Below are 26,606 nucleotides of genomic sequence, written 5' to 3'. Positions count from 1 at the left end.
GCCGCGCCGTCGGCGGATGTGCGCGCCCCGGCCGCGGCGGTCGCGGCACCGGTGGCCAGGCTGCTCGCGCCGTCGGCGCTCTGCTTGGCCCCGTCGGCGGTCTGGGCAGCCCCGGTCGCCAGCTGGCTGGTACCGGTGCTGAGAGTCGTGATGGCGGTGCCGGCAGCGGTCAGGGCGGCGCCGCTGTCGGTGATGCTGCGGCCGATCGGGTCGAGGGTGGCCAGTGCGGCGTCCACCTCGGTCTGGCTGAGTCCGGCGGCGGTGAGCTGATCGGCCAGGGCCGTGCGTGCGGCGGTGTAGGTCGCGCCCGCGCCGGCGAATTGGGTACCGGCCGCACCGGCGGCGGCGTTCAGCGCCGCCGTGCCGTCGGCCACCTGTTGGGCAGCGGTGGCGACCTGGGCGGCACCGGTGGCGACCTTGCCGGTGCCGGCGGCGAGGGTGGTGGCACCCTGCGACAGCGCGGCGGTGCCGTCGGCGACCTGCCCGGTTCCGGTGGCCAGGGCGTCGGCTCCGGTCGCGACCTGGCCCGCGCCGGCGGCGAGGCCGCCCGCTCCCGTGCTGAGCTGCGCGGCCCCGGCGGCCAGGCTGTCGGACCCGGTGGCGACCTTGCCCGTGCCGTCGGCGATCTGGGCGGCACCGTCGGCGAGCTGCCCGGTGCCGTTGGCGAGGGTGCCGGCTCCCGTGGCCAGCTGGCCGGTGCCGTCTGCGAGCCGGCCCGCCCCGTCGGCGAGGCTGCTGCCGCCGTCTACGGCGGTCGACGCGCCATCCGTCAGCTGGGTGGCGCCATCGGCGGCGTCGACCAGGCTCGAGCGGATGTCGGACAGGCCGATGAGCAGGGTGTCGGCGGCCTGCTCGTTGACCCGTTCGACGATGGCATCCCGAATGGTCTGGGCGGCCTGGCTGCCGATCGTGGAGGCGAGGTAGCTGTTGGTGTCGTTGGTGGTGAGGGTGATCGTGGCCTGGTGCGGGGTATCGGATGAGGACGAGGCGATCGAGCTGGAGAAGTCGGCGGGAATCGTGACGCTGAAGTCGTAGGTGGCGTCGGCCACACCGGCCTTCGCGGTCGCCGCGGTCACGGTGTGCCAGTCGAAGGTGCCGTCCTCGATGAGCTGCTCGGCGACGTCGGTGCCGTAATTGGTGGCGGCGCCGTCCAGCTCCGAGCCGGTGTCGGACACGACGAGGGCCACGGGCACCCGGTCCAGGCCCGCGTACGGGTCCTGGTTTGCCCAGAGGTAGAGGCCGCCGTAGAGCACGGGCACCAGCATCAGCGCGACGAGTGCCACGCGGGACATGGTCGTGGCGGTCAGGCGCGCCAGTTCGGCGCGGATCATGGCGAAGATCTTCACAGTTCGTCGGCTCCAGCGGTGGTGAGGGATGAGCGCACGAGTCCGGCGGGCAGTTCCCCGGCCGGCTCGAGGTTGGTCAGTTCCAGGTCGGCGATCGCGTGCGCGGAGGCGTCACCGGCGATCACGAGCACCGCATACCCCCGCGCGGCCAGGCCGCCCGCGACGTCCCACCAGCCCAACGGGTCGCCGCCGTGGCGGTCGGGCGAGGTGAGAACGAGGCCCAGAACGCCGTCGCGAAGCACCGCCAGCTCGGTAAGCAGGCGGATGCGGTCGTCGGGCGCGAGGTCGCCCATGTCAGAGCGTGCCTGGTCGGCGAGGTCGAGCTCGGTGAGCACCCGCGTGACCGTGCGTCGGCGGCCGAGTCGGCCGGCGAACATGAGCTCTTCGGCTACAACCTCGTCAACCTTCAGGTCCGCGGCCGGCTCCGAGACCCCGAGGGCGTCGACGAGGGCGATCTGGCGGCGCAGTCCCGCATAGTCGGTGTGGCCGTCCAGGGTGACGGTTCCGGCATCCGGCCGCATCCGCCCCGAAGCGATCAAGCCCAGAACAGTGGGGCGGCGTTCGGTCTCGGCGCGAGCAAATGTGACGGCGCCGCTGGCGAATTCCAGGGTCGTTTCCGGAAGGGCCGAGTTCTTCGGTCCTTTGGTGACGGCAGTGAGGTTAACGCGCATGCGAGCGCCTCCAGGGGGAGAGGGGCCCGACCAACGCCGGACCGAATTCTGGGGGAAAAGGGGCATCGCGGCGCTGGGACAGGGTCACACTCTAATTCACCCACCCCGACTTGGGCTGACTAGTCAGTGTGAGTTCGAAAGCTCTCAGAGAACACCCGAGCCAGGGGTGCGCTTGCATCCGTCGAAAGAGCGGATCTATACTGACTAGTCGGTACAAAGATGCCGACGAGAGAGGAACGACGTGCAGGCGACACTGGTAGCGGATGAACTGAGCGTGAGTCACAAGCGGGGCGTGGTCTTCGGGCCGCTGAGCTTCAGCGCCGACGACGGCCTCACCGTGATCTGCGGTCCGGCCGGCAGCGGCCGCACGAGCCTGCTCCTCACCCTGGCCGGGCGGATGAAGCCCAGCTCCGGCAGCCTGTTCGTGCTCGGGGAGGACCTGCCCCGCCACGCCAGGCGGATCCAGCGCCGCACGGGCGTGTCGGGGTTCCACGGCATCGACACCCTCGAGGAGTCGGTCAGCGTGGCCGCGGCCATCCGAGAACGCCACGCGTGGCTCGCCCCGTGGTGGTCCTTCATCCGCGCGGTCGACGATGCCGAGGTCGCCCGCGTCTGCGGTCCCGTCTTCGGTGACATCCCCGTGCCCGCCGCCAGCACCATGATCTGGGACCTCGACGAGGTGGAGATGGTGCTGCTGCGCGCGTCGCTGGCCATGATGAGCCGCCCCGACGTGCTGTTCTTCGACCAGGTCGAGCAGGTGCATTCCGCCGAGGCCCGCCGCCAGCTCTGGTACCGGCTCGGTGCGATCGTGCAGGCCGGCACCCCCGTGATCGCCTCGGCGATCGCACCGGACTTTGAAATGTGGGCGGAACTGGGCATCGACCCGACCGTCCTGTACATGAACCAGGAGATTCGCTAGATGTTCGCCTTCCTCTCTACGGGAACGGAGCTGCGCCGCTTCGGCAAGGGCACTCTGCCCAAGATCGCACTCGTCGTGCTGATGTTCATCCCCCTGATTTATGGCGCCCTGTACCTGTGGGCCTTCTGGGCGCCCGACAAGGAGCTCAGCCACCTGCCGGTCGCCCTGGTCAACACCGACACCGGCGCCAGCCGCGACGGTGAGGAGTTCAGTGCCGGCGACGACCTCGTCGACAAGCTCATCGACGGCAACGACCTGGGCTGGGTCGAAACCAGTGCCGCGGATGCCGCCACCGGCGTCATCGACGGCGACTTCTACTTCTCGGTCACCATCCCCGCCGACTTCTCCACCGACGCGATCTCCGCCGGCACCGACACCCCCACCGCGGCCGAGGTGCAGGTCGCCTACAACGACAGCAACAGCTTCCTCGCCTCAACCCTGGGCAAGCAGGCCATGGTGCAGCTGCGCGACGCCGTGTCGGTGAACATCGGCGACCAAACCGTCAGCGCGATGCTCGTGGCCGTGAACGAAGCCGGCGACGGCATCCGCAGCGCGGCAGACGGCGCCGGCACCCTCGCCGACGGCCTCACGACGGCCGAAACCGGCACCGGCACCCTCGTCGACGGGTTGGGCGACCTCTCCGCCGGCGCTGTGGAGCTCGACGACGGCGCCGCGCAGGTGGCCGACGGCTCCTCCACGTTGGCCACCGGGCTCGGCACGCTGTCCACCGGAGCGGCGACCCTGTCCGACTCCTCGGTGAAACTCGCCGACGGTGCCACCGCGGTCGCCGACGGATCCCAGAAGGTGTCCGACGGCTTCGCCAAGGCCGCCACCGGGGCAGTCACCCTCTCCGACTCCTCCGACCAGCTCGCCGCCGGGGCCACCTCGATTGCCACCGGTGCCGGGCAGCTCGCCACCGGGACGACCACGCTCTCCGATGGTCTGAAGAATCTCGAGGCGGCCATCGCTGCGGCCCCGGCCGGCACACCGGCCTCCGCCTTCCTGCCCTCGGTGACCAAGCTCGCCGGCGGCGCCGACACCCTCAACACCCAGACGGAGGGTGCCGCGACCCAGATCTCGGCCTACGCGACCTCCAGCGGGCAGTTCGCGGCCGGTCTCGGCCAGCTCTCCGACGCCCTCACCGGTGGTGCCCCCGGCGCCGCCCAGGTCGCATCCGGAGCCTCGGACGTCGCCGCCGGCGCCGGCGCCCTCTCGGCCGGGGCCGGCAAGCTCGCCACCGGCGCGGCGACCGCGGCCACCGGATCGGCGACCCTCGCCGACGGCGCTGACAGCCTGGCCGCCGGAACCGGCACCCTCGTCGACGGCAGCACCAAGCTGGTCGACGGCGGGACCGAATTGCAGTCCGGCACCGTGCAACTCGCCGATGGCGGCCACACCCTCGCCGATGCCCTTGCGACCGGCGCGGCAGCCGCGCCGGACGACAGTGACGCGCAGATCGCCACGAAGGCCTCGGTGATCGCGAACCCGGTCGACCTCAAGCAGACCTGGGAGAACGCCTCCGACAGCTTCGGAGAGGGGTTCGCGCCCTTCTTCCTCGCCCTGGCCACCTTCGTCGGTGCGCTGATCACCTGGCTGATCCTGCGGGCGCTGCCCACCCGGGCGCTGGCCAGCGCCGCCTCCGGGCTGCGCGCCACGATGACCGGGTTTCTGCCGGCCATGGCGATCGGCCTCAGCCAGGTCGTGATCATGGTCCTGGTGCTGGTCTACGGCATCGGGCTCACCCCGGCGCACTGGCTGGGCATGTCGGTCTTCATCTACCTCACCACTCTGGCGTTCCTGGCGCTGCAACAGATGTTCATCATCCTGTTGGGCACCGCGGCCGGCCGCGTGGTCAGCCTGGTGCTGCTCATGCTGCAACTGAGCTCGTCGGGCGGAACCTACCCGGTGGAGACCACGCCGGAGTTCTTCCAGATCCTGCACCCGTGGATGCCCGCCTCGTACGTGGTCACCGGGCTCCGGCAGCTCATCACCGGAGGAATCGACTCTAGACTGTGGCTCTCCGTGCTTGTGCTCGTGGGCATCCTGGTCGGCTCGATCGCCGTCAGCGCCTGGAGCGCGTCCCGGCAGCGGATGTGGACGATCACCCGGCTGCACCCCGAGATGACCATCTAGCCCTGAGCCCGCACCGAGTGCACTGAGAGGACCGGCCCATGCCCCGCGCGATCGGAACCAAACGAGCGATCCTGGATGCCGCGCTGGAGCTGGCCGCCACCCGCGGGATCACCGGCACCACGATGGATGACGTCGCGGAGCGCGCCGGGGTGGCCAAGGGCAGCCTGTATTACAACTTCAGCTCGAAGGACAACCTCTTCGAGGCGCTGTTGCAGGAGGGGGTCGGCGCGCTCGCCGATTCCCTCCGCGTGGCGCGCACCGGCCTGCACGGCCGGGCCGCGCTGGAAGCGTTGATCACGGTGCTGCTCGACCGGATCGAGGCCAACGCGGGCCTGGCCAAGCTGATGGCGGCCGAGATCTTCCGCACCGACCGGGCCTGGCAGAAGACCCTGTTCGCCCTGCGGCACGACGCCCTCGCGGTCTTCGCCGAGGCGATCGCCGAGACCAAGCCGGCCACCGCGGCGGCCGGCACCAGCGGGCTGATGGCGTCCAGCGTGTTCGGTGCCGTGCTCATGGCCGGCCTGGAATGGCTGGTTTTCGAGCCCGACCGGCACCGCGACGAGGTCTCCGCGGCCATCCTCGAGTCCCTCTCCGGCGGCCTGCTCGCCTGAGCCCCCTGTCGCGAACTGTGACCTGAGCCCCAGAATCGGGCGAATGTGGTGCTTAAGTCGCAGCTCGCGGGGCTGAATCGCGGGTCGCGGTAGTATCGAGTGTGACCGGCGCAAATCTGATCGACCAGCCCGAGACCCTCCTACCCGCGGAACCGGAGGTGACCGAAGCGCTCAGCCGAACCGCAACGCAGGATATTGCGACCGTGGTGGCGGCGCATCCGAAGTCATCGCTGGCCTGGTCGGCGCTTGCCGACTACACGCACAGCCAGGGTCGCCTGCTCGAGGCCTACGCCTATGCCCGGGTGGGCTACCACCGGGGCCTCGACGCCCTCCGTAAGGCCGGCTGGCGTGGCCAGGGCCCGATCCCGTGGGCGCACGAACCCAACCGGGGCGTGCTCCGCGCGCTGTTCGCCCTCCGCCGTGCCGCGGCCGAGATCGGCGAGACCGACGAGTTCGAGCGTCTCACCGCGTTCCTTACGGGCGCGGACCCCACCGTCATCACCCGGTTGCGCTCGCAGCACACCGAGACCCAGATGTTCCCGGCGATTCAGCCCGCCGTTTCGCCCGGCGACGACCCGGCCCCGCCGACCGCCGCCTTTGTTATTCGAGGAGACAACTAACCCATGCCAGCAATTGTTCTGATCGGCGCCCAGTGGGGCGACGAAGGTAAGGGTAAGGCCACCGACCTCCTCGGCAGCCGTGTCGACTACGTCGTCAAGTTCAACGGCGGCAACAACGCCGGCCACACCGTGGTCGTGGGTAACGAGAAGTATGCGCTACACCTGCTGCCCTCGGGCATCCTCACCCCCGGCGTGACCCCGGTGATCGCCAATGGCGTCGTCGTCGACATCGAGGTTCTCTTCGAGGAACTCGACGCGCTCAGCTCCCGCGGCGTGGACGTGTCGAAGCTGCGCGTGAGCGCCAACGCGCACGTCATCACGCAGTACCACCGCACCATGGACAAGGTCACCGAGCGGTTCCTGGGCAAGCGCCAGATCGGCACCACCGGCCGCGGCATCGGCCCGACCTACGCCGACAAGATCAACCGGGTCGGCATCCGCATCCAGGACCTGTTCGACGAGAACATCCTGCGCCAGAAGGTCGAGGGCGCCCTCGGCCAGAAGAACCACATGCTGGTCAAGGTCTACAACCGCCGCGCCATCACGGTCGACGAGATCGTCGACGACCTGCTCAGCTACGCCGAACGCCTGCGCCCCATGGTCGCCGACACCGCGCTGCTGCTGCACCAGGCGCTCACCGAGGGCAAGACCGTTCTGTTCGAGGGCGGCCAGGCCACGATGCTGGATGTCGACCACGGCACCTACCCGTTCGTCACCTCATCGAATGCCACCTCCGGCGGCGCGGTGACCGGTTCCGGCATCGGCCCGAACCGGATCGACCGCATCATCGCGGTCGTCAAGGCGTACACGACCCGGGTCGGCGCCGGTCCGTTCCCCACCGAGCTGTTCGACGAGTCCGGCGAGTTCCTTCGCGCCAAGGGCTTCGAGTTCGGCACCACCACCGGCCGCCCGCGCCGGTGCGGCTGGTACGACGCCCCGATCGCCCGCTACACAGCACGCATCAACGGTGTCACCGACTTCGTTCTCACCAAGCTCGACGTGCTCACGGGCCTGGAGACCATCCCGGTCTGCGTCGCCTACGAGGTCGACGGGGTGCGCTTCGACGAGGTGCCCGTGTCGCAGTCCGACTTCCACCACGCGAAGCCGGTCTACGAGGAGTACCCCGGTTGGACCGAGGACATCACCATGGTGCGTCACTTCGAGGACCTGCCCAAGAACGCCCAGGACTACGTGCTCGCCCTCGAAGCAATGAGCGGCGCCCGCATCTCCGCGATCGGCGTGGGCCCCGACCGCGAGGCCATCCTCACCCGTCACGACCTCATCGACTAACCCGCACCGCACGCGAACCGTGAGCACGGCCCCGACCCCGAGTTTTTGGGGCTCAGCTCACGGTTCGGCGAAGGGAGAACCCACGTGACCGCGTTTCCACCCCAGGCGAGGCTGCTGACGGGGCGCTTCGTGTGCCTGGAACCGCTCAGCCGGGCACACCTGCCCGAGCTGCATCGCGCCATCGCGCATCCGGCCGTCTTCGCCGGTGGTTACGGCGGCGGTCCGCACGGCCTACCCGCCGACCTCGATGATTTCGTGGCCTTCGCCCTCAATTACTACCAGTGGGATGCCCACCCCTACGCCGTTCGCGTCGTCTCCGGCCCACACGCCGGCAACCTGGTGGGCACCTCGACGCTGGGCGACATCGACCTGCCCAACGAGGCACTGCACCTGGGCTGGACCGCATACGCCCCGCAGGTCTGGGGCACCGCGGTGAACCCGGAGACCAAGCTGCTGATGCTCGGTGCCGCCTTCGACAGCGGCTTCGGCCGGGTCAAGATCCAGGCCGACGTGCTCAACTCGCGCTCCCGGGCCGCGATCCTGGGCATCGGCGCCCAGTTCGAGGGCATCAACCGGCGGGTGCAGCGCCGGGCGGACGGGTCCTGGCGGGATACCGCCGTGTACTCGGTTCTCGCCGACGAGTGGCCTGTCGTGCAGGCCGGGCTGCACAAACGACTCGACGTTTTCGGCGGCAAAGTCGTGGAGTACCGCGACCCGCGGGCACCCCGCCGTCGGGTCACACCCAGCTGATTTCGGTCATCCGCCCGCGATTTTCGGACATCACCGTCGGCGCGGGTCACGGTGCCCGCCGGGCACCGCGCCCGTGGGCTAGGGTCAGCGGGTGACTGATATTTCCAGCCCCAACAACCCCAGGGTGGCCCTGCAATTCCTCGGGATGGGGGTGGTCTGGGGCGCCAGCTTCCTGTTTATGAAGGTGGCACTCGACGGCGTGAGCTTCGGCCAGGTCGCCTGGTCACGCCTGGTCTTCGGGGGGCTCACGCTGGGCCTCATCGTGCTGGCCACCCGCCCGCGTCTGAACAATGGTCCGGTGCTGCCCCGGGAGGGCGTCGTCTGGCTGCATTTCCTGGTGATCGCGCTCACCGGATGCGTCGTGCCGCACCTGCTGTTCGCCTGGGCCGAGCAGTACGTGTCGTCGAGCCTGGCCAGCATCTACAACGCCGTCACGCCCATCATGACCGCGGTGATGGTCACCGCCGTGTTCAGGGTGGAGAAACTCGCCCGCGACCAGGTGATCGGCGTGCTGATCGGCATCATGGGTGTGGTCGTGATCATCGCGCCATGGCAGTATTCGGAGCTGACCGGTGACCTGTGGGGCCAACTCGCCTGCCTGGGCGCGGCGCTCTGCTACGGCTTCACCTTCGGGTACACCCGCAAGCACCTCAGCGGCCGGCCCATCGCGGGCACCACCTTCGCCTTCCTGAACATCGGCCTGGCCGGCGTCGTGATGCTCGTGCTCACGCCCGTGCTCGCCTGGCAGCCGGTGTCCCTGACCATGCCGATCGTGCTCAGCCTGCTCACCCTCGGGGTGCTCGGCACCGGATTCGCGTACATCTGGCACATCAACGTCCTGCGGGCCTGGGGGCCGACGACCACCTCCACGGTGACCTACGTCACCCCGGTGGTCGGTGTGCTGCTCGGGGTGCTGGTGTTGGCCGAAACGTTCTCCTGGCACGAACCGGCCGGGGCCGTGCTTGTGCTGCTCGGCATCCTGCTGACCCAGAAACGGCTGCGGCTGCCGCTGGCGGTGCCTCGAACCGCTTCGTGAGCGGCGCCGCCCGGCGCGGGCATCCGGGCCGGTGCAATATCGTAAGGACATGGCTGTAAACGAGGAATTGCCCGCTGACGCGGGGCAGGACGCGATCAACGAGTTGCAGAGCATCCGCCAGAGCATCGACAACATCGATGCCGCGCTCATTCACCTGCTCGCCGAGCGGTTCAAGTTCACCCAGAGCGTGGGAAGGTTGAAGGCCGAGCACGGTCTGCCCCCGGCCGACCCGGCCCGGGAGTTCTTGCAGATCCAGCGCCTGCGCGGCCTGGCCGAGGACGCCAGACTGGACCCGGCGTTCGCCGAGAAGTTCCTCAATTTCATCATCGCCGAGGTCATCCACCACCACGAGAAGATCGCCGGCGACTCGTCCGGGGGCGCCAGGGCCGCGGGCGCAGCCGCGTCTCGCCCCGCCGACCCGGCCCACCCCGCCACCTCAGCGTGAGCTGGAACCCGCGCGCGCTGCCCGACCAGTCCGGGCGCACCTTCGTGGTCACGGGCGCCAACGCGGGCCTCGGCTACTTCACGAGCGAGCAGCTGGCCGGCGCCGGCGCCCACGTGGTGCTCGCCTGCCGCAACCCGGCCAAGGCCGCGGCCGCCATCGCCGCGATCCGCGGACGGGTGCCGGGAGCCTCCGTCTCCGCTCTCACCCTCGACGTGGCCGATCTCGGCTCGGTGCACGGCGCCGCCGACCGGATACTCGAATTCCCGCGGCTGGACGGCCTCATCCTCAACGCCGGCATCGTGCACCCGCCGCAGGACCGCTCCGTGAGCCTGGACGGTGCCGAACTGGTGCTCGCCACCAATTACACCGGGCACTTCCTGCTCACCAGCCTCGCGCTGCCCGCCCTGCAGCGCACCCCCGGCAGCCGGGTGGTGTCGCTCGGCTCGATGATCTCCCGGCTGATGGACTCGTCGCTGGATGACCTGCAGCTGGAGGTCACCTACAACGGCTGGAAGGCCTACGCGCAGTCCAAGATCGCCATGCAGGTGTTCGGCTTCGAGCTCGACCGTCGCCTGCGCGCTGCCGGCCAGGGCGGCCCCGACGGCGTGCAGAGCCTGGTGTCGCACCCCGGATACTCGATCTCTGGACTCACCCCCGGCATCCGCGGGGTCAACGAGGTCAGCCGGGCCAAACGCTTCGCCGACACCCTGCAGGGCTTCATCGGCGCCCAGAGCAAAGACGCCGGCGCCTGGCCCACGGTGCGCGCGGCGATCGACCCGGATGCCCGCGGTGGCCAGTACTACGGCCCGCGGTTCCTCACCCGGGGTGCGCCGGCCCTGCAGCACCCCACCCGCACCTCACTCGACCGTGGCATCGCCGAGCGCCTGTTCACCCGAACCGAGGCCCTCGTCGACCAGCCCTTCGCCCTGCCCGCACAACTCGGGCCGCTCTAGCCCTGCTATCTCGCGAGAGCGGCCGCGTGGCTACCTCAGCGGGCTGAGGCAGCCACCTTCCCGCTTTCGCGACCCTTGAGTTTCCGAGAAACGACCACGGGGCCGCTTTCGTGCCTCAGGGGCGCCAGCCTCTGGCTTCCAGAGCCGTGGTGATCTTCCGCAGGGCGGGCGAGGGCGACATCCTCAGGTGCGATTTGTTGACGCGGATGACGCGCCAGCCGGCCTCCATGATCGCGTCAAGACGGTCAACGTCCCAGTGATATTGCTCCTCGTCCGAGCGGTGCTGCTCGCCGTCATACTCCACCAGGACCCGGTACCCGCGAAAGACCAGATCTCCGGTCGCGATCTTGCGGCCGCGCCTGTCGAAAATCTCACCGTTGACCTCCGGTTCGGGTAGCCCGGCCCGCACGATCATCAGCCTGGTCGCTGTCTCCTTGGCTGAGTCCGTGCGGGGACGCACCGACTCGAAGGCTTCACGCAGCCTTTTCGCACCCCGTTGCCTGGTGTAGCGCAACACGCCAGCGCGCAGCTCAGCCATGGTTGCCAGCGGCCGCTTGCGTCTCACCAGCGCATCTCCCACCTCAATCAGGGTGTCCAACGCCAACAGGGTGGACAGCTGACACCAGGTGTCGACCGGAGCCGTCACCGGCACTCCGCTTACGACGACGACCCGAACACGGTCGCGCTGCACGTGGTGCCCCACCACCCCGCGGCCGCCGTGCCGCAACCCGGCGATGTGTGTCGACACGTGCACGCGTGGGTCGCGGGCAAGGCGCGGTGGCAGCGGCAAGCCGTGGATCAGCGCCGCACTGGAGTGGCTGAAAAACTGCTCACTGCTGAGATGGGGCAGGTATGCGCGGACATGGGCGAGCGGGTCAGTCGGGTCCAGGGGCGGGGAGCGGATCCCGTAGTACGGCGTGGCCAGGTCGTCGCCACGCATCCGCGCCCGCGTGACGCCTTCGGCCAACCCTTCTTGATGGCTGAATGCACGACCTCGTAGAGCCGTAGGTATCTCGGTGCGCCGCTTCATCCCCAGAGGATGCACCTAGGCTCCCTCGCCGCGCCGAACTTATCCCCAGCCCGCGCCCGGCATCCCGCGAGAGCGGTCGTGTGGCTGCTTCATCCCTGTGAGGCAGCCCTTTCGCCGCTCTCGCGGGAGGTGGGGGTAGGGGTGCTTTCGCGAGAGCGGTCGTGTGGCTGCTTCATCGCTGTGAGGCAGCCGTTTCACCGCTTTCGCGGGATGCCGGACGCGGGCCGCCGCGTGCTCGGGGCATGCGGGCCTGGAATGCTGCGTTCTGCCGGGCGGGGCATTGCCCAGGCACCGCTCCGGGGGCAGGATGCCACCGTGCGGGGGTTCGTCGAACCGGTGGTCCGCCACGGGCGGTGCAACGGGACGGACGGGCATGGGCGATCGGATTGCGATCATCGGCGGCGGAATCGTAGGGGTCGCTATCGCGCGGGCACTCGTATTACGCGGCTTCGGCGACGTCACCGTGTTCGAGAAGGAAGACCGGCTTGCCGCGCACCAGACCGGGCGCAACTCGGGGGTGGTGCACGCCGGTCTCTACTATCAGCCGGGCACGCTCAAGGCGCGGTTGTGCGCCGCGGGCCGGATCAGCATCCGCGACTACTGTGCCGAGAAGAACCTGCCCTACCGGGAGGTGGGCAAGCTCGTCGTCGCGGTCGACGAGTCCGAGCTGGCCGCCCTGGCCGACATCGAGCGCCGGTCACTGGCCAACGGGGTGCCCGACCTGGCCCGCCTCGACGGGCTCGACCGCCTCCGTGAGATCGAACCATCCGTCGCGGGCATCGCCGCGGTGCACTCGCCGCACACCGCGGCCGTGGACTACGGCGCGATCACCGAGGCGATGGCCGAGGATGTCCGCAGCCACGGCGGCACCATCCTGACCGGCCACGAGGTCGTGGCGTTGCACATCGAAGGCCAGACCGTGCGGGTGCGCACGCGCGACTCCGAGTATCTCGTTGACCGAGTGATCGCCTGCGCCGGGCTGCAGTCCGACGTGGTGGCGCACCTGGTCGGCGCGGACCCGTCGCCGAAGATCCTGCCGTTCCGCGGTGAGTACTGCGCGCTGGCTGCCGCCCGCACCGACCTGGTGCGCGGCATGATCTACCCGGTGCCCGACCCTCGATTCCCGTTCCTCGGCGTGCACTTCACTCGCGGTGTCTACGATGACGTGCACGTGGGGCCCAACGCGGTGCCGGCGCTCGCCCGTGAGGGCTACACCTGGCTGACCATCTCACCGAAAGACACCTGGGACTCGCTGCGCTGGCCGGGGGCCGGCACTCTCGCGAAACAGCACTGGCGGATGGGACTGGACGAGATCAGCGGCTCCCTGCTGAAACCGTTGTATTACCGCAAGGCCCGCCGGTTCATCCCCGAACTCAGGATGAACGACCTCACGAGCAAGACCGCCGCCGGGGTGCGCGCCCAGGCCTGGGGCCGGGACGGCGCCCTTCTGGACGATTTCGCGGTCGACCAGGTCGGCCCGGTCACCCTGCTGCGGAACGCCCCGTCACCGGCCGCGACGTCGTCGATGGCGATCGCCGATCACCTGATCGAACACTACGTTTTCGCCCGCACGACCGACTAACCGACGGGGCGGGGCACCCTCGCCGGCGCTCGCTGCCCCTCTGCTGGCGCTACCCGCCACGGACGGGGCGGCAATGACCTGCCTACTCGCTGAGGTTGTCGCTGAGGATCTCGAGCACGGCCGAGCGAGTCACCCGGGCGCGGTCGCCCAGGCGGGCCGCCACCACCTCCACCAGCGCTTCGATCAGGATCGCGTGCGGCACCCGCGACGTGTGCTCGAGTTCGTGCCGGAAGGTACCCCGGGCCGGCGCCACAACCAGGGCGACGTCGGCCAGGCTGACCAGCGGCGAGGTGGCGAACGATGTGATGATCAGCACCGTCGCTCCGGTCTGCCGGGCCGCACGCGCGGCCTTGAGGCTCGCCTCGCTCGCACCGCTGCCGCTGATGATCAGCACCGCATCGGCCCCGGTCAACTGCCGGGCCGCGATCTGCTGCCCGATCGGGTCGGCCACGAACTCGGTGGGCCGGCCGATCGCGGTGAGCCGCATGCCCACGTCCAGCGCCAGCGGTGAGGACAGCCCGCTGGCCAGCGCCAGCAACCGTCCCGCCCCCACGATGGTGCTCACGGCCCGCTCCACAGCATCCTCACCGAGCACACTCGCGATGCGCGGCAGCGTCGCGGCCAGCGCGTCGATATCCGCGCGGATGGCGCCCAGCGCGGATTCGCCGTAGTCCCGCTCGCTCACCAGCGTCTGCGCGAGCTCCCGGGTGAGGGCCACCCGCAGCTGGGCGAAACCGCGGTAGCCCAGCTTCTGGCAGGTGCGGATGACGCTCGACCGAGCCACCCCGGCCCGGTCGGAGAGGTCCTGCGCGGTCATCTCCACCACGCCCTCGGCGTCGGAGAGGATCAACCCGACCACGCTGAGCTCGCTGGGCTGCAGGGAATTTTGCACGGTGGCGATGCGGGTCGTCACAGTGGCGTCGTCGTTACCGGTCCAGCTCACGAACGGATGCTCCTTCGGTTATGCGCCGGCGCAGGGCGCCGGACACGGCATCGATGCTCATCGTCACGACAACCACCACGAGGAGCAGCATCCCCACCGTCGACCACTCGCGATACTGAGTGTACGAGGTGAGCATGTCGCCGATGCCGCCGACACCGATCAGGCCGAGTATTGCGGATGCGCGCACGTTGATCTCGAATCGGTACAACCAGAACGAGATGAAGTCGGGCATCGCCTGGGGCCAGACGCCCCAACGGATCACCTCCGGGGTCGACCCGCCCGCCGCGCGCACGGCCTCGAGGGGCCCGGGGTCGACACTCTCGATGGCCTCGTACCCCCACTTGCCCAGCGTGCCGACGCTGTTCACGGCCAGCGCGAGCGCCCCGGTAAGCGGTGTCAGGCCGGTCACCGACAGGATGGCGATGGCGATGATGATCTCCGGCACCGCCCGAATGACCGAGAACAAGAGGCGCAACGCGCCACGGGCCGGTGCGGGGGCGAAACCGCGCGCGGCGAGAAAGCTCAGCGGCAGCGAAATCACCAGGCCGATGACCGTGCCCACCCAGGCCATCTGCACGGAGCGCCAGGTCTGCAGCAGCGCCTCGCCGATTTTGTCCCAGTTCGGATTGGCGAACATCAGCCAGAGATAGCGCACGATCTCGCCGGGCAGGCTGCCCAGCCTGGCCCAGTTGATGTCGACCGACCAGAACGCGACGATCACGATGACCGTCACCACGACGGCGGCGGTCAGCCGGCCCCGCGAGCTGGGCTTGGCCGGCAACACGAGGGCGCGGGTGGCGGGCGGGGAGGAGATGAGAGCGGTCATACCAGCCTCCGTCGGATAGCGGCGCTGACCGAGTCGATGACGACGACCACCACGAGGATCTCGAGGATGATCAGCGACAGTTGGTCATAGCGGTAGAAGGTGCGCACGGCATCGATGAGCAGGCCGAGCCCGCCCGCGCCCACGAGGCCGAGCACTGTCGAGGCGCGCACGTTGAGTTCGAGCACATACAGGGTTTGGTTCACGAACGCGGGCCAGGCATCCGTCAGCGCGATGGCGCGGTTGATCTGCAGCTGGCTGCCGCCGGCGGCGCGGCCGGCTTCGAGCGGTCCGGCGTCGTTCACCTCGATCGACTCCGACACCATTTTCACGATGATGCCCACGTTGAACAGCACCAGCGCGATAATGCCGGGCAGCGCGCCCACTCCCACCATCGCCACCAGCACGGATGCGTAGAGCAGGTCAGGAATCGACCGCACCGCGTTGAGCACGGTCTTGACCACACCGCGGGTGTACCGGTTCGGATTAGTCAGCCGCGCCGCCCAGAGGCTGAGCGGCAGCGAGACGACGGCCCCCACGAAGGTGGCGATCACGGCCATCTGCAGGGTCTCCACCAGGGGTGGAATGGTGCGCGGGAAGAACGTCCAGTCCGGTCGCAGCAGGGCGAGCACCTTGTCGGCGCCGTTCTGCCAGTTGCGCACTATCGCGTCGAAGCTGAACGCGATGCCCCACTGCGGACTCAGCGTGACTGCCGTGATGAGCAGTACCACGGCCAGGCCCAGCCAGGGTTTCCACCGTCCGCGCGGCTTCGGCGGTAGAACCAACGGTGCCAGGGCGCTCATCAGCCGAGCACATCCTCGTGTTGGATGGACCGGCCGTAGATGGTCTCGAACACGGCGTCGGAGGCGGTGGCGGCCGGGCCGTCGTAGACGACCTCGCCCGCGCGCAGCCCGATCAGCCGGGTGCCGTAGGTGCGGGCCAGGTCCAGCAGGTGCAGGTTGGTGAGCACCGTGATGCCCAGGTCCTGGTTGATCCGGCGCAGGTCCCGCATCACGCCGTGCGCGGTGGGCGGGTCCAGGCTGGCGACGGGTTCGTCGGCGAGCACCAGCTTGGGCTGTTGGGCCAGGGCGCGGGCGATGGCCACCCGCTGCTGCTGACCGCCCGAGAGCGTGGACGCGCGGTCATATGCCTTCGCGAGAATACCGACGCTGTTCAGCGCCTCGTAGGCGATCTGCTTGTCGTCTGCCCGGTAGAGGCCGAGCAGGGTGCGCCAGGTGGGTGTGTGGGCGAGCCGGCCCACGAGCACGTTGTTCAGCACGCTCGCGCGCCGGGCCAGGTTGAAGCCCTGGAAAATCATGCCTATCTCGCCGCGCAGCTGCCGTAGTTCCCGGCCGCGGGCGGTCTCCAGGTGGCGTTCGCCTACCTCGAGGGTGCCGGAGCTGATCGGCACGAGCCCGTTGATGGTGCGGATCAGGCTGCTCTTACCGGAGCCTGACAGTCCCACCACGGAGACCATCTCGCCGGCTTCGATGTTGAGGGACACGTCCTTCAGCGCGACGACCCCGTTGGGGTAGCGCACGTTGACGTCCCGCATCCGGATCGACCACGGCGCGGCGGCCGGGGTGTGCACCCCGGCCGCCGCGCTTTCGTGAAGGTCAGTCATCGGCTACTGCAGTCCCAGCTTCGTGGCCGCGTCGGCGACGACGGTGAGCGTCGACGGGTCGGCGGGCGCGAGCTTGGTGATGGAGTAGATCGAGGTGAGAACGGCGGAACCCTCTTCGGTGCTGGAGTAGTCGGCCAGGGCGGTGGTGATCTTCTCCTGCAGCTCGGGGGAGAGGCTCTCGGTGAGGGCCACGCCGTCGTTGGGGATCTCGTCGGTCAGTGCGAACACGACGACCTTCTCGCCCACGTCGGGCTTGTCCTTGGCCACGATGGTGCGGGCATCCCAGAAGCTGAAGCCCACTTCGGCGTCACCGTTGTAGACGGCGAGCACGGATGCGTCGTTGGTGGTCACCGGGATCTGCTCGATGTCGGCGTCGGTGTCCAGGCCCGCGTTCTTCAGTGCGAGGACCGGGTAGATGTAGCCGGCGGGCGAGCCCGGGCCGAGCAGGGCCACCTTGGCGCCGGTGACCTTCTTGATGGAGTCCAGCCCGGCCGGGCCGGCGAGGGCGTCTGCGCCGTTGCAGAACAGCATGCCGTCGCGCTCCACCGGGGTGTCGTCGCAGTACTTGTCGGGGTTGTTGGTCATGAACTGCGCCGGGTAGGTGATGTTGCCGTTACGTTCGGTCTGCAACACCACGGATGCGCCGTACATGTCGCTGGCCTGCCAGAGCTGCAGGGACGGTAGGAAGCCGATCTGAGCCTGGTCGGCGCCCATCGCCTCGACGGCGGCCTGGTAGTCCTTGGAGACGACGCCGGTGACGGGGATGCCGAGGGCCTCGGTGAGCATGTCGGTGAGGGGCTTGGCGGTGTCGACGAGCCCGGCCTGGTCCTGCGAGGGCACCAGGGCCAGGGTGAGCGAGGCGGGGTCGGCGGCCGGGGCGGGCGTGCTGTCCGCGGCCGAGTCGCTGGTGGCGCAGCCGGTGAGGGCGACGGCGGCGAAGGATGCCGCGGCGATGAAGGAGAGTGCTTTCTTGGGGATCACTGGTCAGCCTTTTCTGTGGTGAGAACGGTGGAGGGAAGGGTGCTGGAAGTGGAGTCGAGCCAGCCGCGCAGAGCCGGGTAAAGCTCGTGCAGGTGTTCGGCCCGGTAGGTGGGGGTGGCGGGGGAGGGCCGGTGGGCGCCGACGAGGGCGGTGGTCGCTCCGCGACGATAGGCAGGCGCGAGGTCGTTCTCCCAGACGTCGCCGATGCTGGCGAGGTTGGTCGAGCTCGCTCCGACGGGCAGCCTGGTGAGCAGGCTGTCCAGCAGCGGGTCGAATCCGGCGGGCTTGCCCACGTCGGTGTGCACGACGTCGAACGCCCCGGTCAGACCGAGCGCGGCGAGGGCTTCGTCGATGCGGATGGCGGGGGCGTTGGTCGCGAGCACCAGGTAGGCAGCCGGGCGCGCCTCGGCGAGGAAATCCGCCAGGCCGGCCGGCGCGGTGACCGGAGCGGCGTTGGTGGCGAGCTGGTGCCTGCTGGCCAGGTACGCAGCGCTGCGGGCGCTCGCGCTAACGTCGTAATGCGCGGCCAGGAGGCGCACCAGGTCATACCCGTCGATCGGCTGCCCGTCCGGGCAGGTTGTCGCCGAGGGGGTGGCGGAGATGTTGTCTTCGAAGCGACCCAGGAAGTCGACGGCCTGTGCGGTGGGCAGCCCGCCGGCGATGAATCGTGCGTAGGAACGAATCGGTCCGTGCCCGAGGGAGACAGTCCCATCGAAGTCGAAGACCAACACCCGTTCGCGAAAAGCCACGTTTTACTCAATCCTGTTCCAGCGCCCCGGTGGACGCATGGTTCATGTTAGGAGTGTCGTATGGACCAAATGACCGCGCCAGGTGAACACCATGTAAACCTTCGGTCCCGGCCGGTTGGCGAGCTGTGCCTACGATGGGCAGATGATGTTCGAGCAGATCGCCCGCGATGCCGAGACCGGCCGTTTCGACGACTGGGCGCTGTCCACGGTGATCGACGAAAACGTCCAGTCCCCCGTGATCTCTAAGGCCGAGTTCCTCAGGCTGCATGCTGCGGCAGGGCTTGCAGCGACCTGGCCGATCGGCAACGCCGGCCTGTTACACGTCTACGGGTACCTCCTATCGACCGTGGTGACACCGTTCGGCCTCAAGGGCGACCGTTGGCGCAACGGAGAGCTGGCCGGCCATTTCAGTCTGGCGCCCACGGCATTCCTGCTCGACGCGGCGGATGCGGGAGGCCAGACGGTACTCGAGCGGGTGACGGATGCGGCGCTGCCGCACCTGGCGAACCCTGCGGGCTCCCGCGGCGACGTTCTGGTCATCGACGACGAGGTTCCCGGTGAGGCGACGTTCTTCCGCACGACCGTGGTGAGCGCACCCGGCCAGCCCGGCGCGGCCCTGATTTACGGCGTGAGTGAGGGCGACCGGATGCGCGTGGTCACGGCTTTCCCGCTGGCCCACCCGACCCCGGCGTCGCTGGACGCCCTCGCGGCGGAGCCGCCGCGGATGCGCTACAACGCCGCCCTGACCGCGCTTCCCCCGCTTCCCCCGCTGCGCCGCCGTCCCTGAGGCGCGCACGGCCTCGCGCTCGCGGTCGCGGCTGCGCGCGAGAGCGGCCGATCGGTCGCCTCAGCGGTGCCGAAGCAACCCTTACCCCGCTTTCGCGGATGTTGCTCCCCGCGAGAGCGGCCGATCGGTTGCTTCAACTCGCCGAGGCGACCACACGCCCGCTTTCGTGGAGCTTGCCGCTCGCGAGAGGCGCAGCGGTTACGCGAACGCGTTCGGCAGGGTGCTGCGGTGACGGGACTGCAGCTCGGTCAGCGGCACCGTGAAGTAGTCCTGAATCTCCAGGACCGGGGCGGTGGCATCCGTCACGCCGATGCGCAGCACCGGGTAGTCGCGGCCCTCGCAGAGACCCATGAACTTCACGTCGTCCTCACGCGGGACCGAGACCAGTACGCGGCCGGTCGACTCCGAGAACAGGGCCACGGATGCGTCGACGCCGTCGCGCTCGAGGATGTCGCCGAGCCAGACCCGCGCGCCGACACCGAAGCGGAGCACGGCCTCGGCGAGGGCCTGGGCGAGGCCACCCGTCGAAAGGTCGTGCGCGCTGTCGATGAGGGCCTCGATCGACGCGGCGTGCAGCAGGCCGGCGAGGTCGGCTTCACGGCCGAGGTCCACCACCGGCGGCCTGCCGCCGAGGTGGTCGTGCACCACTGCACTCCACGCGGAGCCGTCGAGCTCCTCGCGGGTGATGCCGAGCAGGTAGATGTTGTGTCCGTCGTCCTGCCAGCCGCTGGGCACCCGGCGGGCCACGTCGTCGATCACGCCGAGCACGGCCACGACCGGGGTCGGGTGGATCGGCTGGTCGCCGGTCTGGTTGTAGAACGAGACGTTGCCGCCGGTGACCGGGATCTCCAGCTCGAGGCAGCCATCCGCGAGGCCCTCAACGGCCTGGGAGAACTGCCACATGACCTCGGGGTTCTCCGGCGAGCCGAAGTTGAGGCAGTCGCTGATGCCCACCGGCACCGCGCCGGTGACGGCCACGTTGCGGTACGCCTCGGCCAGGGCCAGCTGCGCGCCGCGGTACGGGTCGAGCTGGCAGTAACGGCCGTTGGCGTCGGTGGAGATGACGAAGCCGAGGCCGGACTCTTCGTCGATGCGGATCATGCCGGCGTCGTCGGGGAAGGACAGGGCGGTGTTGCCCATCACGTACCGGTCGTACTGGTCGGTGATCCAGCTCGGGTCGGCCAGGTTGGGCGAGCCGAGCAGCGCGAGGAACTGCTCCTGCAGTGTCGCGGCATCCGTCGCCCGCGGCAGCGCAGAGGCGGAGTCGGCCTGCAGGGCGTCGATCCAGGTGGGGTAGGCCACCGGGCGGTCGTAGACCGGGCCGTCGACGGCGACGGTGCGCGGGTCGACGTTGACGATCTCTTCACCGTGGAAGTCGATGATCAGGCGGCCGGAGTCGGTGACCTCGCCGAGCACGCTGGTCTCCACGTCCCACTTCTCGACCACGGCGAGGAAGCCGGCGAGCTTCTCCGGCGTGACGACGGCCATCATGCGTTCCTGGCTCTCGCTCATCAGGATCTCTTCGGCCGTGAGCGAAGGGTCGCGCAGCAGCACCTTCTCCAGCTGGATGTACATGCCGCCGTCGCCGTTGGAGGCCAGCTCGCTGGTGGCGCAGGAGATTCCCGCGGCGCCCAGGTCCTGGATGCCCTCGACGAGCTTCTCGCGGTAGAGCTCGAGGCAGCACTCGATGAGCACCTTCTCGGCGAACGGGTCGCCCACCTGCACGGCGGGGCGCTTGGTCGGGCCGCCCTCGCTGAAGGTGTCCGAGGCCAGAATGGAGGCGCCGCCGATGCCATCGCCGCCGGTGCGGGCTCCGAAGAGCACCACCTTGTTGCCGGCGCCCGAGGCGTTGGCCAGGTGCAGGTCCTCGTGGCGCAGCACGCCAACGGAGAGCGCGTTGACCAGCGGGTTGCCCTGATAGACCTTGTCGAACCAGGTCTCGCCGCCGATGTTGGGCAGGCCCAGGCAGTTGCCGTAGAAGCTGATGCCGGAGACCACACCGTGCACGACACGGGCGGTGTCGGGGTCGTTGATGTCGCCGAAGCGGAGCGCGTCCATCACGGCGACCGGGCGGGCGCCCATCGAGATGATGTCGCGCACGATGCCGCCGACGCCGGTCGCGGCGCCCTGGAACGGCTCGATGTAGGACGGGTGGTTGTGTGACTCGATCTTGAAGGTGACCGCCCAGCCCTCGCCGACGTCGAGAACGCCGGCGTTCTCGCCCATGCCCACCATCAGGTTCTTCTTCATGGCGGGGGAGACCTTGTCGCCGAACTGGCGCAGGTACTTCTTCGAGCTCTTGTATGAACAGTGCTCGCTCCACATGACGGAGTACATGGCGAGCTCACCCGACGTCGGGCGGCGGCCCAGGATGGTACGGATCTCGGCGTATTCGCCGGGCGTCAGCCCGAGGGCAGCGTACGGCTGCTCCTTCTCCGGAGTGTTGATCGCGTTGGTCACGGTGTCAGCGACGCCGCGGGAGGATGTATTGGAAACAGCGGTCACGAGTGGCGTTCTCCCAGAGATAGCGGATGCTTGACCCGCTTAGTCTACCGGGCGGGGTGTGCTTCGATCCGGATCCGAGCCCGCTCGAGCCTGGCTGCCGGCCCCGCGCGATCCGGGCCCGGCAGCCCGCGCCCGCGGTTGCGGACAACGCGCGCTACCCTCGAGCCATGACATTCGCGAATGTAGGCACGCTTGAGACAGTTCCCGGCAAGCGCGACGAGCTCGTCGCGCATCTCGTGCGCCGAAACGACAGCCTGGCTGTGGCCGGGTGCCTCTCCTACGAGGTCGGCGTAAACGACGACGAACCGAACTCAGTGTTCGTCGTGGAGCTCTGGGAGAACGCGGCAGCACACCGGGCGTCACTGGCTCTGCCCGAGGTGCAAGCCTCGATCGGCGCAGCCCGCCCGCTGCTCACAGGCACGTTCGGCGGCTTCCGCTTCGACGTCGTCGGGTCGCCGCTGCGCGACTGACGTCAGCGCCGGCCGGCGAGGGGGAGCGCGGTTAGGCGCCGCCGCCGGGCGGGCCCATCACGAGCAGGGTGGTGAACACGGCCACCAGGCCCACCACGAGCACGGATGCGAGCAGCACCGGTCGCGCCAGCCCCAACCGCAGCAGTCGGCTCACCAGGGTGTGGTCGCGGGGGTCGTCCGTGGCCTCCCGGCGCCAGGTGCCGTCGAGCAGGTCGCGGCGCTCGAGCCAGCGGTCGAACGGGATCGTCGCATACGGCACCACGGCGGTGGCCACGGCGAGCAACATCAGCCGGGGCCGCCAGCGCTGGTTCACGCCCACGAGCACGGCCGTGATCCCGTAGGCCAGGAACACCAGTCCGTGCACGAAGCCGCCCACCCGCACGGCGCCGTCACCGAAGTCGCCGGGGGTGAAGACGTACTTGAGCAGCATCGCGGTGATCAGGATGGTCCAGGTGATCGCCTCGGCGATGGACAGGATGCGGTAGAGCAGGCGGGGTGACACGGGGTGGGACTCCGTAAGACAGAGGTGGACCGGTAGGGTCCCAGCCTGTCATCTTCGTCTGAGCGGAGCATCCGTCGAAGGTTTGACCCTTGGTCAGACCACTGTGTCAGCATGAGGAGATGACGTACCTTCCCGCAGACACCCGTTACGACTCCATGCCCTACCGCCGCACCGGGCAGAGCGGCCTCAAGCTGCCCGCAATCTCGCTGGGCCTGTGGCAGAACTTCGGCGATGGCGCCCCGGTTGAGACGCAACGCGCCATCCTGCGCCGCGCCTTCGACCTCGGCATCACCCACTTCGACCTGGCCAACAACTACGGCCCGCCCTACGGCAGCGCCGAGACGAACTTCGGTCGCATCTTCGCCGAGGACTTCTCCGCCCACCGCGACGAGACCGTCATCTCCACCAAGGCCGGCTACGACATGTGGCCCGGACCATACGGTGACTTCGGCTCGCGCAAGTACCTGCTGTCCAGCCTCGATGCGTCGCTGAACCGGATGGGCCTGGACTACGTCGACATCTTCTACTCCCACCGCGCCGACCCGGACACCCCGCTCGAGGAGACCATGGGCGCGCTGCACACGGCCGTCACGAGCGGCCGGGCGCTGTACGCCGGCATCTCCTCGTACTCGCCCGAGCGCACCCGGCAGGCCGCCGAGATCCTCGCCGACCTCGGCACGCCGCTGCTGATCCACCAGCCGTCCTACTCGATGTTCAACCGCTGGGTCGAAGACGGCCTGCTCGACACCCTCGACGACCTCGGCGTCGGCTGCATCGCCTTCTCCCCGCTGGCACAGGGGCTGCTCACCGACCGTTACCTGAACGGGGTGCCGGAGGGCTCCCGCGCGTCGCAGGCCGGTTCGATGAGCCGCGACATGGTGAACGATGCCACGGTGGGGCGTATCCGTGCCCTGACCGAGATCGCGGATGCGCGTGGCCAGTCGCTCGCGCAGCTCGCGCTGTCGTGGGTACTCAGGCGCCAGACCGTCACCTCGGCCCTCGTGGGGGCCTCCTCGGTCACGCAGCTGGAGACCAACGTCGCGGCGATCGACAACCTCGTCTTCACCGACGAGGAGATCGCCGCGATCGACGCACATGCCGTGGACCTGGGCATCAACCTCTGGGAGCCGTCCAGCGCCGTCTAGTCAGCGCCGTCTACTCCACCGAGTTGCCCCTTAACGGACGAATTGCCCCGGCGCACCGGGGCAACTCGTCCGAAACAGGGCAACTCGGCCCCGAGAAAACTACGCGTTGACCAGCGAACGCTCGATCACCGAGGTGAAGAACGCGAGCCCGTCCACGCCGCTGCGCATCGCGGCAGCGGTGTCGGGGCCGAAGCCGGGCTCCACGGCATGCTCGGGGTGCGGCATCAGGCCAACGACGTTGCCGCGGGCATTGCTGATGCCGGCGATCTCGTTGAGCGAGCCGTTCGGGTTCACGTCGAGGTAGCGGGCGATCACGCGGCCCTCGCCCTCGAGGCGGGCCAGGGTGTCGGCGGAGGCGATGAAGCCGCCCTCGCCGTTCTTCAGCGGGATGGTGATCTCCTGGTCGGCGGTGAAGCCGTTGGTCCAGGCGGTGTCGGTGTTCTCGATGCGCAGGCGCTGGTCGCGGCAGATGAACGCGCCGGCCTCATTGCGGATCAGCCCGCCCTCGAGCAGGTGCGCCTCGGTGAGCATCTGGAAGCCGTTGCAGATGCCGAGCACGGGCATCCCCTTGTTCGCGGCGTCGATGACCTCGGCCATGATCGGCGACAGGCTGGCGATCGCACCGCAGCGCAGGTAGTCGCCGTAGCTGAACCCACCGGGCAGCACGAGGGCGTCCACGCTGTGCAGGTCGTGCTCGCCGTGCCACAGGGCCACCGGCGTCGCGCCGGCCAGGCGGATGGCGCGCTGGGCGTCGCGGTCGTCGAGCGAGCCCGGGAAGGTGACGACGCCGATGCGCATCAGTGCGTTTCCCCGGCGGCGACCTCGAGCACGAAGATGCTGGTGACGTCCTCGATCACGGAGTTGGACAGCACGGTGTCGGCGAGTTCCTGCACCTCGGCGAGCAGCGCGGCGTCCGCGGGGCCCTCCACGGTGAGTTCGAACCGCTTGCCGACGCGCACGCCGGTGAACTCGGTCTTGCCGAGGCGGCGGAGGGCGCCGGCGACGGCCTTGCCCTGGGGATCGAGCAGTTCTGCCTTGGGCATAACTTCTACGACGATGGTTGGCATGGCTCACTCCGTAAAACGTCGGGGGCGGATGCGTCGATTCTACAGGCCCGAAGGGGAGCCGAGTCCGGCCTGGCCGAGCAGGATACCGCGCAGCACGTCACGCACGGCCGCGACGCCGTCATAGGTCTCCACGAAGCTGGTGCTCAGCGGCGACAGCCCGATCCGCAGGCCCTCCGGCGCGCGGAAGTCCGGGATCACGTCGTGCTCCCAAAGGATCCGAGTGACCTGGCGCATGGCGGGATGGTCCACGGTGATGTGGCCGCCGCGGTGGGTGTGCTCGCGTGGGGACGCCACGGTGACGCCCATCGGCACCAGCCAGGCATCCACCAGGTCCAGCGCGAACTCGGTCAGTGCCACCGACTTGGCGCGCACCTCGTCGATGCCCACCTCGTCGATCATGGCGATGGTGTCCTGCATGGCGAGCATGCCCACGATCGCGGGCGTGCCGCTCATGAAGCGGCGGATGCCTGCGGCCGGCACGTACTCCGGCCCCATCGCGAACACGTCGGCGGCGCCCATCCAGCCCTGGATCGGCTGGGTCAGGTCCGGTTGCAGCTCGGCACGCACATAGCCGAACGCGGGGGCGCCGGGTCCGCCGTTGAGGTACTTGTAGCTGCAGCCCACGGCCAGGTCGACGCCGTCGAGGTCGAGATTCACCGGCACGGAGCCGGCCGAGTGGCAGAGGTCCCAGAGCACCAGGGCGCCGGCCTCGTGCACGGCGGCGGTGATCGCGGGCACGTCGGCGAGGTAGCCGGAGCGGTAGGCCACGTGGCTGAGCACCACGAGCGCGGTCTGCGGGCCCACCACGGCGCGCACCTGGTCCACGGTGACCCCGCCGGTGCTGCTCGACTCGATCCAGCGCAGGGTGAGGCCGCGCTCCGCGGCGATGCCGGCGAGCACGTACCGGTCGGTGGGGAAGTTGTCGGTGTCGAGCACGATCTCGCTGCGCTGCGGCAGCGAGTCGACGGCGGCCCGGGCGAGCTTGTAGAGGGTCACGGTGGTGGAGTCGCCGATGTATACCTGGCCGGGGCCGGCGCCGAGGGCGGCCGTGCCGAGCGCGTCGCCGATGGTCAGCGGCAGTGCCATCCACTCGTCGTCCCAGCCGCGGATCAGCCGGGTTCCCCAGGCGGTGCCGAGGAACTCGGTGATGCGCGCCACGCTGGCGATGGTGGGGCGGCCCAGGGAATTGCCGTCGAGGTAGACGATCGACGGGGCGTCGGGGCCGGCCGCGGCGGTGTCGTCCAGGCCCACGAACCGGCGGCGGTAGTGGCCGAGCCCGTCGATGCGGTCCATCCGCCGGGCGAACGCGAGGTGGGCGTCGAGGCCCTCGGCGACGGTGCTGTCGTGCTGGGTCATGTTCTGAGGTCCTCGAGGTCGGGCCGGGGGAGCGCGCGGGCGGCGAAGCGGCGGGGTGACTTCGGCCGGTTCCCGCGACTAACGGTAACCCGCGAGGTCGGCATCGTGGGGGCGACCGGCGGTGTCATGCCGACCGGGGTGTTCAGCGGCCCACGATTCCGAGTCTGTAGGCGAGGATCACGGCCTCGACCCGATCGCGGAGGCCCTGCTTGAACAACACCCGCCCCACGTGCGCCTTGACCGTCGATTCGTCGATCCCATCGACGGT

Annotated in this window: 27 protein-coding genes; 13 read left to right on the top strand and 14 right to left on the bottom strand. The window is 69.4% G+C overall.

The annotated features are described in order from the left end of the window. Together E3O60_RS19000 and E3O60_RS05185 are read right to left on the bottom strand one after the other, a co-directional pair. Positions 1-1,331: YhgE/Pip domain-containing protein (locus E3O60_RS19000; RefSeq protein ID WP_304991389.1), on the bottom strand; the 1,331-nt coding region annotated here is incomplete at its 3' end. Positions 1,332-1,342: 11 nt separating this feature from the next. Next, positions 1,343-2,017: a hypothetical protein gene (locus E3O60_RS05185; protein WP_134409356.1), complete on the bottom strand. Its 675-nt coding sequence runs from the start codon at positions 2,015-2,017 to the stop codon at positions 1,343-1,345. Positions 2,018-2,291: 274 nt separating this feature from the next. On the opposite strand from E3O60_RS05185, the gene E3O60_RS05180 reads away from it, so the two are divergent. The 9 genes from E3O60_RS05180 to E3O60_RS05140 all read left to right on the top strand — a co-directional run bounded on the left by E3O60_RS05180 (position 2,292) and on the right by E3O60_RS05140 (position 10,774). Then, a complete protein-coding gene (locus E3O60_RS05180; protein WP_165787854.1) occupies positions 2,292-2,936 on the top strand; it encodes an ATP-binding cassette domain-containing protein in 645 nt (214 codons plus the stop codon). Beyond that, positions 2,937-5,069 (top strand): YhgE/Pip family protein, encoded by a 2,133-nt coding sequence (locus tag E3O60_RS05175; protein ID WP_134409357.1) that lies wholly within the window; start codon positions 2,937-2,939, stop codon positions 5,067-5,069. It abuts the gene before it with no gap. Between the two features lie 38 nt (positions 5,070-5,107). After that, a complete protein-coding gene (locus E3O60_RS05170) occupies positions 5,108-5,680 on the top strand; it encodes a TetR/AcrR family transcriptional regulator (RefSeq protein WP_134409358.1) in 573 nt (190 codons plus the stop codon). Positions 5,681-5,781: 101 nt separating this feature from the next. After that, on the top strand, positions 5,782-6,300 hold the full coding sequence (locus E3O60_RS05165) for a DUF3151 domain-containing protein (protein ID WP_088457404.1): 519 nt from the start codon (positions 5,782-5,784) through the stop codon (positions 6,298-6,300). 3 nt (positions 6,301-6,303) lie between these two features. Next, positions 6,304-7,590: an adenylosuccinate synthase gene (locus E3O60_RS05160; protein ID WP_088457403.1), complete on the top strand. Its 1,287-nt coding sequence runs from the start codon at positions 6,304-6,306 to the stop codon at positions 7,588-7,590. A gap of 84 nt (positions 7,591-7,674) precedes the next feature. Continuing rightward, a complete protein-coding gene (locus tag E3O60_RS05155; protein ID WP_088457402.1) occupies positions 7,675-8,340 on the top strand; it encodes a GNAT family N-acetyltransferase in 666 nt (221 codons plus the stop codon). A gap of 91 nt (positions 8,341-8,431) precedes the next feature. Then, positions 8,432-9,376, top strand: coding sequence for a DMT family transporter (locus E3O60_RS05150; RefSeq protein WP_370028191.1), 945 nt, complete (start codon positions 8,432-8,434; stop codon positions 9,374-9,376). A gap of 49 nt (positions 9,377-9,425) precedes the next feature. Further along, entirely contained in the window at positions 9,426-9,821 is a 396-nt protein-coding gene (locus E3O60_RS05145) for a chorismate mutase (protein WP_134409359.1), read from the top strand. Next, complete coding sequence (locus E3O60_RS05140) at positions 9,818-10,774, top strand: SDR family NAD(P)-dependent oxidoreductase (RefSeq protein WP_134497324.1); 957 nt, start codon at positions 9,818-9,820, stop codon at positions 10,772-10,774. The genes E3O60_RS05145 and E3O60_RS05140 overlap by 4 nt, the downstream gene beginning before the upstream one ends. Positions 10,775-10,889: 115 nt before the next feature. On the opposite strand, the gene E3O60_RS05135 is transcribed toward E3O60_RS05140, so the two are convergent. Next, positions 10,890-11,804 (bottom strand): endonuclease domain-containing protein, encoded by a 915-nt coding sequence (locus tag E3O60_RS05135; protein WP_134497322.1) that lies wholly within the window; start codon positions 11,802-11,804, stop codon positions 10,890-10,892. Between the two features lie 373 nt (positions 11,805-12,177). Here E3O60_RS05135 and lhgO point away from each other — a divergent pair, with 373 nt between their 5' ends. Beyond that, complete coding sequence (lhgO, locus tag E3O60_RS05130) at positions 12,178-13,386, top strand: L-2-hydroxyglutarate oxidase (protein WP_134497320.1); 1,209 nt, start codon at positions 12,178-12,180, stop codon at positions 13,384-13,386. Positions 13,387-13,468: 82 nt separating this feature from the next. On the opposite strand, the gene E3O60_RS05125 is transcribed toward lhgO, so the two are convergent. Genes E3O60_RS05125 through E3O60_RS05100 form a run of 6 tightly spaced genes read right to left on the bottom strand, consistent with a single transcriptional unit; the run spans position 13,469 to position 18,506 of the window. Then, on the bottom strand, positions 13,469-14,329 hold the full coding sequence (locus E3O60_RS05125) for a MurR/RpiR family transcriptional regulator (protein ID WP_134480225.1): 861 nt from the start codon (positions 14,327-14,329) through the stop codon (positions 13,469-13,471). Beyond that, a complete protein-coding gene (gene phnE, locus E3O60_RS05120) occupies positions 14,313-15,155 on the bottom strand; it encodes a phosphonate ABC transporter, permease protein PhnE (protein ID WP_134497318.1) in 843 nt (280 codons plus the stop codon). Before phnE (E3O60_RS05120) ends, E3O60_RS05125 begins: the two co-directional genes overlap by 17 nt. Then, positions 15,152-15,955: a phosphonate ABC transporter, permease protein PhnE gene (phnE, locus tag E3O60_RS05115; protein ID WP_088457395.1), complete on the bottom strand. Its 804-nt coding sequence runs from the start codon at positions 15,953-15,955 to the stop codon at positions 15,152-15,154. The genes phnE (E3O60_RS05120) and phnE (E3O60_RS05115) overlap by 4 nt, the downstream gene beginning before the upstream one ends. After that, on the bottom strand, positions 15,955-16,776 hold the full coding sequence (gene phnC / locus E3O60_RS05110) for a phosphonate ABC transporter ATP-binding protein (RefSeq protein ID WP_088457394.1): 822 nt from the start codon (positions 16,774-16,776) through the stop codon (positions 15,955-15,957). Before phnC ends, phnE (E3O60_RS05115) begins: the two co-directional genes overlap by 1 nt. 3 nt (positions 16,777-16,779) lie before the next feature. Further along, positions 16,780-17,754 (bottom strand): phosphate/phosphite/phosphonate ABC transporter substrate-binding protein, encoded by a 975-nt coding sequence (gene phnD, locus E3O60_RS05105; protein ID WP_103459405.1) that lies wholly within the window; start codon positions 17,752-17,754, stop codon positions 16,780-16,782. Then, positions 17,754-18,506, bottom strand: coding sequence for an HAD family hydrolase (locus E3O60_RS05100; protein ID WP_174776725.1), 753 nt, complete (start codon positions 18,504-18,506; stop codon positions 17,754-17,756). The genes phnD and E3O60_RS05100 overlap by 1 nt, the downstream gene beginning before the upstream one ends. A gap of 142 nt (positions 18,507-18,648) precedes the next feature. Here E3O60_RS05100 and E3O60_RS05095 point away from each other — a divergent pair, with 142 nt between their 5' ends. Next, the gene (locus tag E3O60_RS05095) at positions 18,649-19,293 is read left to right on the top strand and encodes an amino acid deaminase (RefSeq protein WP_134497316.1); all 645 of its coding nucleotides are present in this window, start codon (positions 18,649-18,651) and stop codon (positions 19,291-19,293) included. Positions 19,294-19,491: 198 nt separating this feature from the next. On the opposite strand, the gene purL is transcribed toward E3O60_RS05095, so the two are convergent. Beyond that, complete coding sequence (gene purL / locus E3O60_RS05090; protein WP_088457391.1) at positions 19,492-21,798, bottom strand: phosphoribosylformylglycinamidine synthase subunit PurL; 2,307 nt, start codon at positions 21,796-21,798, stop codon at positions 19,492-19,494. 167 nt (positions 21,799-21,965) lie between these two features. On the opposite strand from purL, the gene E3O60_RS05085 reads away from it, so the two are divergent. Then, entirely contained in the window at positions 21,966-22,268 is a 303-nt protein-coding gene (locus E3O60_RS05085; protein ID WP_088457390.1) for a putative quinol monooxygenase, read from the top strand. Positions 22,269-22,299: 31 nt separating this feature from the next. Here the strand turns inward: E3O60_RS05085 and E3O60_RS05080 are convergent, their stop codons facing one another. Further along, positions 22,300-22,770, bottom strand: a complete 471-nt coding sequence (locus E3O60_RS05080) for a DUF3817 domain-containing protein (RefSeq protein ID WP_088457389.1) — start codon at positions 22,768-22,770, stop codon at positions 22,300-22,302. Positions 22,771-22,889: 119 nt separating this feature from the next. On the opposite strand from E3O60_RS05080, the gene mgrA reads away from it, so the two are divergent. Then, on the top strand, positions 22,890-23,915 hold the full coding sequence (gene mgrA / locus E3O60_RS05075) for an L-glyceraldehyde 3-phosphate reductase (RefSeq protein ID WP_088457388.1): 1,026 nt from the start codon (positions 22,890-22,892) through the stop codon (positions 23,913-23,915). 99 nt (positions 23,916-24,014) lie between these two features. On the opposite strand, the gene purQ is transcribed toward mgrA, so the two are convergent. Genes purQ through E3O60_RS05060 form a run of 3 tightly spaced genes read right to left on the bottom strand, consistent with a single transcriptional unit; the run spans position 24,015 to position 26,338 of the window. After that, entirely contained in the window at positions 24,015-24,713 is a 699-nt protein-coding gene (gene purQ / locus E3O60_RS05070; RefSeq protein WP_134497314.1) for a phosphoribosylformylglycinamidine synthase subunit PurQ, read from the bottom strand. Continuing rightward, positions 24,713-24,982: a phosphoribosylformylglycinamidine synthase subunit PurS gene (gene purS / locus E3O60_RS05065; RefSeq protein ID WP_088457385.1), complete on the bottom strand. Its 270-nt coding sequence runs from the start codon at positions 24,980-24,982 to the stop codon at positions 24,713-24,715. Before purS ends, purQ begins: the two co-directional genes overlap by 1 nt. A gap of 39 nt (positions 24,983-25,021) precedes the next feature. Beyond that, a complete protein-coding gene (locus E3O60_RS05060; protein ID WP_134497312.1) occupies positions 25,022-26,338 on the bottom strand; it encodes a kynureninase in 1,317 nt (438 codons plus the stop codon). Between the last annotated feature and the right edge of the window lie 268 nt (positions 26,339-26,606).

Source organism: Cryobacterium sp. TMB1-7 (genome assembly GCF_004402435.1).
GTDB classification, from domain to species: domain Bacteria; phylum Actinomycetota; class Actinomycetes; order Actinomycetales; family Microbacteriaceae; genus Cryobacterium; species Cryobacterium zongtaii.
The sequence above is the reverse complement of the archived record's forward strand: the minus strand, read 5'-3'. Positions and strand labels throughout refer to the sequence as shown.